Origin of the sequence: Streptomyces sp. NPDC048514 (assembly GCF_043199955.1) — a bacterium.
Taxonomy (GTDB): domain Bacteria; phylum Actinomycetota; class Actinomycetes; order Streptomycetales; family Streptomycetaceae; genus Streptomyces.
Genome location: NZ_JBICWT010000004.1, coordinates 501,332 through 513,236 on the forward strand (window position 1 = coordinate 501,332; position 11,905 = coordinate 513,236).

Annotated in this window: 9 protein-coding genes; 4 read left to right on the forward strand and 5 right to left on the reverse strand. The window is 74.6% G+C overall.

Annotation, left to right across the window (positions count from 1 at the left end):
* The first annotated feature begins 151 nt into the window (after positions 1-151).
* The gene (locus tag ACGFT2_RS11005; RefSeq protein ID WP_393275888.1) at positions 152-403 is read left to right on the forward strand and encodes a hypothetical protein; all 252 of its coding nucleotides are present in this window, start codon (positions 152-154) and stop codon (positions 401-403) included.
* On the opposite strand, the gene ACGFT2_RS11010 is transcribed toward ACGFT2_RS11005, so the two are convergent.
* Together ACGFT2_RS11010 and ACGFT2_RS11015 are read right to left on the reverse strand one after the other, a co-directional pair.
* Positions 379-1,008: an HAD family hydrolase gene (locus ACGFT2_RS11010; RefSeq protein ID WP_393275891.1), complete on the reverse strand. Its 630-nt coding sequence runs from the start codon at positions 1,006-1,008 to the stop codon at positions 379-381. The genes ACGFT2_RS11005 and ACGFT2_RS11010 overlap by 25 nt on opposite strands.
* Before the next feature lie 616 nt (positions 1,009-1,624).
* Positions 1,625-2,686: a hypothetical protein gene (locus ACGFT2_RS11015; RefSeq protein WP_393275894.1), complete on the reverse strand. Its 1,062-nt coding sequence runs from the start codon at positions 2,684-2,686 to the stop codon at positions 1,625-1,627.
* 130 nt (positions 2,687-2,816) lie between these two features.
* Here ACGFT2_RS11015 and ACGFT2_RS11020 point away from each other — a divergent pair, with 130 nt between their 5' ends.
* Both ACGFT2_RS11020 and ACGFT2_RS11025 read left to right on the forward strand, forming a co-directional pair.
* Positions 2,817-5,489 carry a helicase-associated domain-containing protein gene (locus tag ACGFT2_RS11020; RefSeq protein WP_393275898.1) on the forward strand — a complete coding sequence of 891 codons (2,673 nt, stop codon included), beginning with the start codon at positions 2,817-2,819 and terminating at the stop codon, positions 5,487-5,489.
* Positions 5,490-5,569: 80 nt separating this feature from the next.
* Complete coding sequence (locus tag ACGFT2_RS11025; protein ID WP_393275901.1) at positions 5,570-7,219, forward strand: DNA repair helicase XPB; 1,650 nt, start codon at positions 5,570-5,572, stop codon at positions 7,217-7,219.
* On the opposite strand, the gene ACGFT2_RS11030 is transcribed toward ACGFT2_RS11025, so the two are convergent.
* Both ACGFT2_RS11030 and ACGFT2_RS11035 read right to left on the reverse strand, forming a co-directional pair.
* Positions 7,171-8,334 (reverse strand): glycosyltransferase 87 family protein, encoded by a 1,164-nt coding sequence (locus ACGFT2_RS11030; protein WP_393275904.1) that lies wholly within the window; start codon positions 8,332-8,334, stop codon positions 7,171-7,173. The two genes, ACGFT2_RS11025 and ACGFT2_RS11030, sit on opposite strands and share 49 nt — an antisense overlap.
* An 18-nt stretch (positions 8,335-8,352) precedes the next feature.
* Positions 8,353-8,535, reverse strand: coding sequence for a hypothetical protein (locus ACGFT2_RS11035; protein WP_393275906.1), 183 nt, complete (start codon positions 8,533-8,535; stop codon positions 8,353-8,355).
* Positions 8,536-9,026: 491 nt separating this feature from the next.
* Here ACGFT2_RS11035 and ACGFT2_RS11040 point away from each other — a divergent pair, with 491 nt between their 5' ends.
* On the forward strand, positions 9,027-11,000 hold the full coding sequence (locus ACGFT2_RS11040) for a HelD family protein (RefSeq protein ID WP_393276333.1): 1,974 nt from the start codon (positions 9,027-9,029) through the stop codon (positions 10,998-11,000).
* Positions 11,001-11,147: 147 nt separating this feature from the next.
* Here the strand turns inward: ACGFT2_RS11040 and ACGFT2_RS11045 are convergent, their stop codons facing one another.
* Complete coding sequence (locus tag ACGFT2_RS11045; protein ID WP_393275909.1) at positions 11,148-11,840, reverse strand: copper homeostasis protein CutC; 693 nt, start codon at positions 11,838-11,840, stop codon at positions 11,148-11,150.
* Positions 11,841-11,905 lie beyond the last annotated feature (65 nt).

Below are 11,905 nucleotides of genomic sequence, written 5' to 3' on the forward strand. Positions count from 1 at the left end.
GTCGGGAAAACTGCTCGGAAACGGCTCTTGATAGCACTGGAGCGGGTCGACCATGACCCGCCCATACCAAGCGCTAACAAGGCTAACGGTCTTCGGGCGGGTGACAAGACGTCCCCCGTTGTTCTCTCGCGCAGGGAACTACCCTGGTCCGGTGCCTGACAAAACCCAAACGAATTCCGCCGCGCCCGGTGACCGGCTGATCCGCGCCGGTGCCGTCGTCTTCTTCATCGGGGCCGCGGCCACGCTCGTCACGGTGGCCCCGTTGTTCTTCGGTGCGAAGCCTTTTCCGACCTACATGTTCGGTCTGAGCATGCTCATGGCGGTCGGTTTCCTCATCGCCGGCGCGGGGGTCCTGCGGTCGGTCTCCGCGGGCCGACGTCAGGCGCGGGGTGCCGCGCGGTAACCGGTCAGCCAGTGCGGGAAGGCGCCGAGGTCGTCCAGGACGACGTCGGCTCCGGCCGCGCGCAGTTCTCCGGCGGGGCAGGGGCCGGTCGCCACGGCCACCGAGAGCGCTCCCGCGGCGCGGGCTCCGCGTACGTCGCCGGTGTGATCGCCGACGTACACGGCGGCGCCGTACTCGCGCAGCGCCTGCGCCTTGCCCTCGGCCCACAGGTCGCCGACGACCACGTCCGGTTCCATGCCCAGGTGGGACAGGTGGAGTCTGGCGTTCGGCTCGTACTTGGCGGTGACCACCAGCGTGCGTCCGCCGGCCGCCCGCACCGCGTCCATCGCCTCCGCGGCGCCGGTCATCGCGGGGCTCGCGGCGACGGCGATCGCCGGGTACATCTCCCGGTACAGGTCGGCCATCGCGGGGACGTGCGCGGCCGGGAACCAGTTGATCAGCTCGTCCACGAGCGGCGGCCCCAGCCGGGTCACCGCGAGATCGGCGTCGATGTACGTGCTCGTCCGCTCCGACAGCGCCAGGTAGCAGGCGCGGATGCCCGGCCGGGAGTCTATGAGGGTCATGTCGAGGTCGAACCCGACGGTGAGCGAGGCGGCGGAGGTCATACCGCCCATTGTGCCGGTCGGCTCCGCCGGGGAGCCGGGGGCGGGGGGGGACCGGGGGCGGCGCGGGCACGCGTCCGGCCGCGGCAGCACCGGGGCCGATCGCGCAGTTCCCCGCGCCCCTGGGTGGGACCGGCCACGCCGGCTGAACAAGCTCGCCAAGGACTCCCGGTTCCGCACGCGTCCGGCTGCGGGAGCGCGAGGGCTGATCGCGCAGTTCCCCGCGCCCCTGGTGGGACCAGCCACGCCGACTGGATACTCCCGGCACCACAGGCGCCCCTCAGGGGCGCGGGGAACTGCGCGAACGGACACAACGGGCCCGCGGCCGAACACGCACCACACGCCCCCCGAAGGGGGCGCGGGGAACTGCGCGAACCGGCACAACGGGCCCGCGGCCGGACACGCACCTCACGCACCCCTCAGGGGCGCGAGGAACTGCGCGAACCGGCACAACGGGCCCGCGGCTGAACACGCACCTCACGCACCCCTCAGGGGCGCGGGGAACTGCGCGAACCGGCACAACGGGCCCGCGGCCGGACACGCACCCCTCAGGGGCGCGGGGAACTGCGCGAACGGGCACGACGGGCCCGCGGCCGGATGTGGGGCGGGCGGCGGTTGGTCATCTGCGTTGGGAGCGCCAGGCCAGGTACAGCGCCGAGGCGATCGCCGCGCCCCTGACGACCCACGGCCAGGTCTCGGCGACGGCGTCCGACATGTGACCCTGGGCGATCGGTTCGCCCCAGCGGCCGTCGTTCCGGCCCCACAGCCACACCAGCCCGGCCGCGACCGCGGACCCGGGCAGGACCGCCACCGCCCACTTGGTCTCCGCGGACGTCAGCCGCCGCGAACCGTAGGCGATCAGCCACCCCAGGAGCAGCGCGAACCAGTTGCCGAGCACCGCACCGGCGACCAGCGCGGCCGCGGCCAGCAGCAGGAGCGGGTTGGACCAGCCGGCCCCGGGCCGCGGCAGCAGACGGCGCGCGCGGGTCTCCGCCGCGGCCGGAGCGGGAGCCGGTGCCGGCGTGGGAGCGGTGGCGCGGCGGCCGAACGGACGGCGGCGCCCGGTGGGGGCGGCCGCGGGCTCCTCCGCCGCCTCGACCGGTTCCGGCTTCGGCGCGCCACCCGCCTCCGCCTCCTTGGGCGGCCGCCTGAGCAGCTCGGGGATCTCCACGCCCCCGACGAACCCGGGCACCGAGTCGATCTCGCCGGGGGAAGCCCCCGAACCGAAGGGCCCGCCGCTCACCCACCACCAGTCGGGCGGTACGGCGCCCTCCCCCAGTTCGTGCGCGGCGGCGAGATGGGGCGGGGACGGCGCGGCGCGCGGGGCGGGGGGTTCGGGCTCGGCCGGGCGCGGCCGGGGCACGACCCGGCGCAGCCCCTTTGGCCGTTCCCCCTCCGCGGGCTGCACGGGGACGGCGGTCGCGGGCGGACGCGGACCGCGGCCGGCGTCCGCGGGGCCGCCCGCGGCCTCGACGACGTCGTCCGGACTGCCCAGGTGGTCCAGGATGCGGCGGACGGCGGCGGGCGAGTCCACGGTCGCCCTGGCCCGGTGCCGGTCGATCTCGTCGCGCAGCTGCGACACGAGCCGCATCCGCGTGGCCGAGGGCAACTGCCGCTGGTGCGCGACGTCCCCGACGCGGCTCAGATACTCGTAGACGACCTGGTCGCTCTCGATCCCCACGAACCCCTCCGGGGTGCACGCCGACTGATACCCCGTGAGGACGGTACCGCTTGTTCCCGGCGCCCGGCTGCTTCGTGGCGTCCCCGCTCACCAGGTCCGGGCGGCTGGGATGTCCGCTACCGTTGGCCGGATGAGCCCCGAGGCCCACTCAGCCCCCCGCTCCCTCGCGGAAGCGCTCCGTGCCAGGGACGACGCCTCCCTGGGCGCGCTGCTGCGCAGCCGACCGGATCTCATCACCCCGGTCCCCACCGACCTCACCCAGCTGGCCACCCGGGCCGGCACGCGTGCCTCGGTGCTGCGTGCCCTGGAGCGGCTGGACCGGTTCGCGCTGCAGACGGCGGAGGCGCTGGCCGTGGCCCCCGACCCGGCGCCGTACGGCACGCTGCTCGGGCTGATGGCCGGGGACGGCGGGGACGCGACGGTCGCCGCCGCGCTGCCGCGTGCCGTCGGCACCCTGCGCGAACAGGCGCTGGTGTGGGGCGACGACGACCGGCTCCGGCTCGTGCGCACCGCCCGGGAACTGCTCGCGCCGTCGCCGCAGCACCCCTCGCCGACCGGCCTCGGGCCGACCGTGCAGGAGGCCACCTCGGGCATGTCGCCGGGCCGGATCCAGGAGATCGTGACGACGGCGGGGCTGCCCTCGACGCATGACTCGGTGTCCGCCGTGGCCGCGCTCACCACGCTGTTCACCACCCGGAAGAAGATGGCCGCACTGCTCGCCGGCGCCCCGGAGGCCGCGCGCGAGGTGCTGTCCCGGCTGGTGTGGGGGCCGCCGTACGGGCAGGTCACCCCGGACCCGGCGGCGCATCTGCGCTGGCTGCTCGACCGGGGTCTGCTGCTGCCGACCGGCCCCGGCACGGTCGTACTGCCCCGTGAGGTCGCCCTGCATCTGCGCGAGGGCCACGCCCACCGGACGACCGAGCCGCTGCCGCCCGCCGTGGGCCCGGCCGCGGCCCACAGCCCGAAGATGGTGGACGCGACGGCGGCCGGGCAGGCGTACACCGCCCTGGCCACCGTCGAGGAGCTGCTGAAGGACTGGGACGAGGGCGGACCGGCCGTGCTGCGGGCCGGGGGTCTGAGCCTGCGGGACCTCAAGCGGACCGCCGTGGCCCTGGACGTGTCCGAGCCGGTCGCCGCCTTCTGGGTCGAGCTGGCCTACGCGGCCGGTCTGCTCGCCTCCGACGGCGAGGCCGACGAGCGGTACGCGGCCACCCCCGCCTACGACGAGTGGCTGGAGCGGCCCGCCGCCGAGCGCTGGGCCCTGCTCGCCCAGGCCTGGCTCGCGGGCACCCGCACCCCGGGGCTGGTCGGCGGCCGGGACGCGAAGGACCGTGCGCTGTCGGCGCTCGGTCCCGGTCTGGACCGTTCGGCCGCGCCGGAGGTACGGCACCGGGTGCTGACCCTGCTGGCCGGGCTGCCGCAGGGCACCGCCCCCGACACCGAGTCGGTGCTGGCCCGGCTGCGCTGGGAGCGGCCGCTGCGCGGTCCGCAGCGCGACGACGACCTGCGGATCCGGCTGGCCCGCTGGACCCTGTCGGAGTCCGAACTGCTGGGCGTGACCGGCCGCGGCGCCCTGTCCACCCACGCCCGCGCGCTCCTGGGCACACCGGCGCCCTCCGCCGCGCCGGGCTCCGCCCCTCCCACGACCACCGGCCCCGCCACCGGTTCCGCCGAGCCGGCCACGCCCACGCCCGGCTCCCCCGGCACCGCCACCCCCACGCCCGGCTCCCCCGGCACCGCCACGCCCGCGACCGGCTTCCCCACGTCCGGCTCCCCCGCGCCCGATGGGCCGGGTGACAAGCTGCCGGTGCACCACCACCGCCCGGCCGTGTCGCACGCGGTCCTCTCCCCCGCCGAGCAGGCCAAGGCCACGGCCGCCGCGGCCCGGCTGCTCGCCCCGCTGCTCCCCGAGCCCCTGGACCACGTCCTGCTGCAGGCCGACCTGACGGCGGTGGCCCCGGGCCCGCTGCAGCGTCCGCTCGCGGACGTCCTGGGCGTGCTCGCCGAGGTGGAGTCCAAGGGCGGGGCGACGGTCTACCGCTTCACCCCGGCCTCGGTGCGCCGCGCCCTGGACGCCGGCCGGACCGCGGCCGAACTGCACGCCTTCCTGACCCGGCACTCGCGCACCCCGGTCCCGCAGCCGCTCGCGTACCTGATCGACGACGTGGCCCGCAGGCACGGCCATCTGCGGGTGGGCGCGGCCTCGGCGTACGTGCGCTGCGACGACGACGCGCTGCTGAACGAGATCGTCGCCGACAAGCGGGCCGCCGCGCTGGGCCTGCGCCGCCTCGCCCCGACCGTGCTCGCCGCCCGTTCCGATCCGGCGACGCTGCTGGAGGGGCTGCGCGCGATGGGCTACGCACCGGCCGCCGAGTCGGCCGAGGGCGACGTCCTGATCACCCGTGCGCACGCCCACCGCACCCCGCCGCGCACCGCACCGGACCCGGTGCCCGACGGTCCGCCGCCCCCCGACGGCACGCTCCTCGCGGCGGCGGTCCGGGCGATCCGGGCCGGCGATCTGGCCGCCACCACCCCGCGCAAGACCACCGGCACCCCGGTGGCGGGCGGTGAACTGCCCCGCACCTCCTCCGCGGAGACGCTGGCCACCGTGCAGGCCGCCGTCCTCACCGGCGATTCCCTGTGGATCGGCTACGTCAACGCCGAGGGCACCGCCAGCCAGCGCGTGATCGCTCCCATCCGGGTGGAGGGCGGTTTCGTGACGGCGTACGACCACACGGCCGACGAAATCCGCACCTATCCCCTGCACCGGATCACCGGGGTGGCCGAGCTGGCGGACGGCTGAGGCCGCTCCCGCGGGCCCCTCCTGATCATCCGCCGGTAGGGCACACTGGAGGTTTGGCCGTGCGGAAGGGAAGTACGTAGGTGAACGGACCACTGATCGTCCAGTCCGACAAGACGCTGCTCCTGGAAGTGGACCACGAGCGGGCCGACGAGTGCCGGCGGGCCATCGCGCCGTTCGCCGAACTGGAGCGGGCGCCCGAGCACATCCACACCTACCGGGTCACACCGCTCGGCCTGTGGAACGCGCGCGCGGCCGGGCACGACGCCGAGCAGGTCGTGGACGCCCTGGTGGAGTACAGCCGCTACCCGGTGCCGCACGCGCTGCTCGTGGACATCGCCGAGACGATGGACCGCTACGGCCGCCTCAGCCTCTCCAAGCACCCCGCGCACGGCCTCGTCCTGACCACCACCGACCGGCCGGTGCTGGAGGAGGTCCTGAAGTCCAAGCGGATCGCCCCGCTGGTCGGTACGCGCATCGATCCCGACAGCGTCGCCGTGCACCCCTCCGAGCGCGGGCAGATCAAGCAGGTGCTGCTCAAGCTGGGCTGGCCCGCCGAGGACCTCGCCGGTTACGTGGACGGCGAGGCGCACCCGATCGAGCTGCTGGAGGACGGCTGGAACCTGCGGCCGTACCAGAAGCAGGCCGTGGAGAACTTCTGGCACGGCGGCAGCGGCGTGGTCGTGCTGCCCTGCGGCGCCGGCAAGACCCTGGTCGGCGCCGGCTCGATGGCCCAGGCGAAGGCGACCACGCTCATCCTCGTGACGAACACGGTCTCCGCACGCCAGTGGAAGCACGAGCTGGTGAAGCGGACCTCGCTCACCGAGGACGAGATCGGCGAGTACAGCGGGACGAAGAAGGAGATCCGGCCCGTCACCATCGCCACCTACCAGGTCCTCACCACCAAGCGGAAGGGCGTCTATCCGCACCTGGAGCTGTTCGACTCCCGGGACTGGGGGCTGATCGTCTACGACGAGGTGCATCTGCTGCCGGCGCCCGTCTTCAAGTTCACCGCCGACCTCCAGGCGCGGCGCAGGCTCGGCCTGACGGCCACCCTGGTCCGCGAGGACGGCCGCGAGTCGGACGTGTTCTCGCTGATCGGGCCCAAGCGGTTCGACGCGCCGTGGAAGGAGATCGAGGCGCAGGGCTACATCGCGCCCGCCGACTGCGTCGAGGTGCGGGTGAACCTCACCGAGTCCGAGCGGCTCGCCTACGCCACCGCGGAGACCGAGGAGAAGTACCGCTTCTGCGCCACGACCGCCACCAAGCGGAAGGTCACGGAGGCCATCGTGCGCCGGTTCGCCGGACAGCAGATCCTCGTCATCGGCCAGTACATCGACCAGCTCGACGAGCTGGGCGAGCATCTGGACGCCCCGGTGATCAAGGGCGAGACGTCCAACGCGCAGCGTGAGAAGCTCTTCGACGCCTTCCGCGAGGGCGAGATCAGCGTGCTCGTGGTCTCCAAGGTCGCCAACTTCTCCATCGACCTGCCCGAGGCCACGGTCGCCGTCCAGGTGTCCGGGACCTTCGGCTCCCGCCAGGAGGAGGCCCAGCGGCTCGGCCGCGTGCTGCGCCCGAAGGCCGACGGCCACCGGGCGCACTTCTACTCGGTGGTCGCCCGCGACACGATCGACCAGGACTTCGCCGCCCACCGCCAGCGCTTCCTGGCCGAGCAGGGCTACGCCTACCGGATCGTGGACGCGGACGAGATCCTGGCGGAGGGCACGGGCTGACGCGGCCGGCGGCCGCGGACGGCCGCCCATGCCAGCAGTGCCAGCCCGAGCAGCGGGTACGGCGACGCCAGGGGCTGCTGCCACCAGGGGAGGTGCAGGTCACGGTCGCCCTCGTGGGGGAGCAGCCAGAAGGTGCGGGCCGTGAACGCCGTCGCCGTCAGGGCCGCCGGGCCGAGCCGGCCCTCGCCGAGCAGCACGGCGAGGAGCGGTACGCACCACACCCAGTGGTGGGACCAGCTGATCGGGGAGATCAGCAGCGCCGTGAACGCGGTGAGCAGGATGCCGTGCCGGTCCTCGCCGGCGCGTGCCGCCAGCCAGAGGCCCGCCGCGCCGACGGCCGCGGCCGGGAGCGCCCAGGCGAGGCCGGGGGCGGGGTCGCCGAGGGCGCGGGCGAGCAGACCCTGCAGGGACTGGTTGTCCACGATCCACGCCTTGCCCACCCGGCCGGTCTCGTACAGCCGCCGGGTCCAGAAGTCGGCGCTCGCCGAGGGGAGCAGCAGGCCGCCCAGGAGCGCCGTGCCGGTGCAGGCCGCCGTCGCGGTGAACGCCTCCCGCCGGCGTCCGGTCAGGAACAGGTACGGCACGAACAGGGCCGGGGTGAGCTTGACGCCGGCCGCGATACCGAGGGCGACGCCCTTGCCCCGGGCGGTGGGGGGCCGGGTGAGGTCCCACAGGACCAGGCAGGTCAGGGCGAGGTTGATCTGGCCGAACAGCAGGGTCTGGAAGACGGGTTCGAGCCAGAGGGCCAGGGCCGCGGCGGCGCAGAGCAGCGGCGGGGGCAGGGGGGCGGGCCGGGCGGCCAGGCGGGCCGAGAGGGCGATCAGAGTCGCGAGCAGGAGCGCGTTGCCCGCGAGGAAGGCCGCTTTCAGGGCCGGGACGGGAAGCCAGGTGGCCGGGACGAAGAGGACCGCCGCGAAGGGCGGGTAGGTGGCGGGCAGCCGCCAGCGGGTGACCGTGAAGCCGTAGAGATCGCTGCCGCGGGTCACGGCCGCACCCTCGGCCCGGTAGACGAGCAGGTCGGCCATGGGTGGGTGGCGGACGAGGCAGAGCGTGACGAAGGCGAGGAGGGAGGCGAGGGAGAAGACGAGGAGGAGGGCTGCCGTCCGTTTCCGCACGGACGCGACCCTATGCCGTCACTTGCGGCGTACGCCCGCTTCCTCGCCGTACTCCCCCAGGATGACGACGCCGAACGCCGCCTCGGCGAAGACCTTGACGGCCCGCAGGACGTTGCCGACGAGGTGGAGGTGGGGTCCGTCGACGGCCGTGGCACCGGACGGGGGACGGATCGGGGCTGGGTGGATGGTTGCTGCGCTCATGTCTCCATGGTGGGTCTTCGGACATAAGTCCGGCATCGGTCTGCGGGGTCGGTCTCAAGGGGCTCCGTATAGATCTCGGGGTGGACCCCGGCCCCTACGCCGGGCAGAGCCCGTCCCCTAGGGGATCCGGGGTGGCGGGGCCCGGGCGTGGAGGGTTCCGGCACGGGGGAGCCGCGGGAAAACGCAGTGGCTCGCGCCCGGACCCCTGGCCTAGAATCGCCGCTCTTGCCCGCCTCCCCCACGGAGTGCCGCCGCCCGGACGGAAACCGGGCGGCCCCGTCATGCGCCGTCATGCCCTGTCATGGAAGAGCAGACCCGGAGGCACCCCCTTGTCCACGCCCGCCCGCGCCCCGCTGACCGATCCGCCCGCCGGACAAGCGCCGACCGATCCGCCGGCCGATCCGCTCGCGGACCCGGCCGCCGAGCCGCCCGCCGATCCGCTGGGCCGGGAGCGTTCGCACCTCGCCTCCTCCCGCGCCGCCCTGCGCGCCATGCGCGAGGACGTCGAGGCGCTGGACATCAAGGACGTCACCGCGAACTGGGTCAACGCCGCGGTGCTGACCCGGCAGATCGACGACCGCATCAAGGCGCTGGCCGACCTCAGCGACACCCCGCTGTTCTTCGGGCGGCTCGACTACCTGCACGCGCCGGGCGCCGAGCAGGCCGAGGGGGCCGAAGGGGAGAGGTTCTACATCGGGCGGCGGCATGTGCACGACGCCGAGGGCGACCCCATGGTCATCGACTGGCGTGCGCCGGTCTCGCAGCCGTTCTACCGGGCCTCCAGGAAGGACCCCATGGACGTGGGGCTGCGCCGCCGCTTCGGCTACACCGGCGGCGACCTGACCGCCTACGAGGACGAGCACCTGTCCGACCCGGCCGATCCGTCGGTGGCGGCGGCCACCAGCAAACTGCTCCAGCAGGAGATCGAGCGGCCGCGCGTCGGCCCGATGCGGGACATCGTCGCCACCATCCAGCCCGAGCAGGACGAGATCGTCCGCTCCGGGCTGTCCGGCACGGTCTGCGTGCAGGGCGGCCCGGGCACCGGGAAGACCGCCGTCGGCCTGCACCGGGTCGCCTATCTGCTCTACGCCCACCGGGAGCGGCTCGCCCGCACGGGCACGCTCGTCATCGGCCCGAACAAGTCCTTCCTGCACTACATCGAGCAGGTGCTGCCCGCGCTCGGCGAGCTGTCCGTGCGGCAGGCCACCGTGGACGACCTGGTCGGGCAGGTGGAGGTGCGCGGTTCGGACGAGGCGGCCGCCGCGGTCGTCAAGGGCGACGCCCGGATGGCCGAGGTGCTGCGCCGGGCCCTGTACTCCCATGTGAGCACGCCCACCGAGCCGGTCGTCGTCGTGCGCGGCTCGCGGCGCTGGCGGGTGCCGGCGTACGAACTGGAGCAGCTGGTGGGCGAGTTGCTGGAGCGGGACATCCGCTACGGTGCCGCGCGCGAGGCCCTGCCGCAGCGGATCGCGCACGCGGTGCTGGTGCAGATGGAGCGGGCCGGGGAGGCGCCGGACGACCGGGTGCAGGACGCCGTCGCCCGCAACGGCGCGGTGAAGGCGGCCGTGAAGGAGAGCTGGCCGGCGGTCGACCCGGCGAAGCTGGTGCTGCGGCTGCTGAGCGACGCGGACTTCCTCGCCGAGCACGCCGAGGGGGTGCTGTCCGAGGACGAGCAGAAGACGATCCTGTGGGCGAAGCCGGCGCGGACGGTGAAGTCGGCCAGGTGGTCGGCGGCGGACGCGGTGCTGATCGACGAGGCGACCGATCTGATCCAGCGCACGCACTCGCTCGGCCATGTCGTGCTGGACGAGGCGCAGGACCTGTCCCCCATGCAGTACCGGGCGGTCGGCCGCCGCTGCACGACGGGCAGCGCGACGGTGCTGGGCGACCTGGCTCAGGGCACGACGCCGTGGGCGACCCGCGGCTGGGACGAGGCCCTCACCCACCTGGGCAAGCGGGACGGGCACATCGAGGAGCTGACCGCGGGCTTCCGTGTCCCCACGGACGTCATCACCTACGCGTCCCGCCTGCTGCCCCACATCGCGCCCGGCCTCACGCCGGTCGCCTCGGTCCGTGAGAACCCGGGCTTCTTCGAGATCCGTACGGTCGTGGAGCCGGCCGAAACCGTCGCCGCGTGCGCCGAGTTGCTGCGCCACGAGGGCTCGACGGGTCTGATCGCCGCGGACGCCCGGGTGCCGGCGCTCGCCGGGGCGCTCTCGGCGGCGGGGATCGCGTATCTCGCACCCGGCGAGGAGACCACCCGGGAGACCCGCCTCACCCTCGTCCCGGCGTCCCTCGCCAAGGGTCTGGAGTACGACTACGTCGTACTGGACGAGCCGCAGGCCGTGGTCGACGGGGAGCCGGACGAGCGGACGGGGCTGCGCCGGCTGTACGTGACGCTGACCCGTGCGGTGTCGGGCCTGATCGTGACGCACACCGCACCGCTGCCCGCCCAACTGACCTGAGTCGGAGCGCGCAGCCGTACCCCGGAGCCGTCGCCTCCGGAGCCGTCGCCTCCGGAGGCCCCGCTTCGCGGAGCCGGCGCCCGGTGCCGGAGCGGGCGCATGCCGGCCGCGCCCCGGGAGGCGACGGCTCCGAAGGGGGCGAGGGCGCTAGTCCGCGTCCAGTACCTTCCGCCACCGGGCGACGGCCTCGGTGGAGACCGGGCCGGTCCACCCGGAGGGGCGGGCCGCGCCGCCGATGTGGAACGCGTCGATCCCCGCGTCGCGCAGCGGCCGTACGTGTTCCAGGCGGAGTCCGCCGCCGACGAGGAGCGTCTGTTCGTAGCCGGGCTCGCCGCGCCGGCTCCCCTCCGCGAGCAGCGTCGCCAGGCCGGCGTCCACCCCGGTGGCGGAGCCCGCGGTGAGGTAGGTGTCCAGGCCGGGCAGGTCGGCGAGCTGCTTGCGCAGGGCGTCGCGGTCGGCGGCCCGGTCGATCGCCCGGTGGAAGGTCCAGCGGCAGCCGTCGAGCGCGCCGACGACGCGTTCCACGGCCGCCAGGTCGAGCCCGCCGTCCGCGTCGAGGAACCCGAGCACGAACTGGCCGGCCCCGGCCTCCCGCAGCTCGCCCGCCACCTGGACCAGCCGCTCGACGTCACCGGCCGCGAAGCCGTCCGCCAGCCGGAGCATCACGCGCAGATCGATGTCGACGGCGGCACGGATCCCGGCGACCGTGGCGGGAGACGGGGTGAGCCCGTCGGCCGCCATCTCGGTGACCAGCTCCAGCCGGTCCGCGCCTCCGGCCTGGGCGGCGACCGCGTCCTCGACGTCGAGGGCGATCACCTCCAGGACTGCACGCTTGCTCATGGCACCCCATTCATCCGGCATACTCGGGCGACTACAGGTCTAGTCCAATCCAAGAGTACGCCTGC

Coding starts and splice junctions, on each gene's coding strand:
- ACGFT2_RS11010 (WP_393275891.1), bottom strand. CDS start 1,008: ATGACCTCCGCCGCCTCGCTCACCGTCGGGTTCGACCTCGACATGACC.
- ACGFT2_RS11020 (WP_393275898.1), top strand. CDS start 2,817: ATGAGCCCCGAGGCCCACTCAGCCCCCCGCTCCCTCGCGGAAGCGCTC.
- ACGFT2_RS11035 (WP_393275906.1), bottom strand. CDS start 8,535: ATGAGCGCAGCAACCATCCACCCAGCCCCGATCCGTCCCCCGTCCGGT.
- ACGFT2_RS11040 (WP_393276333.1), top strand. CDS start 9,027: ATGCGCGAGGACGTCGAGGCGCTGGACATCAAGGACGTCACCGCGAAC.
- ACGFT2_RS11045 (WP_393275909.1), bottom strand. CDS start 11,840: ATGAGCAAGCGTGCAGTCCTGGAGGTGATCGCCCTCGACGTCGAGGAC.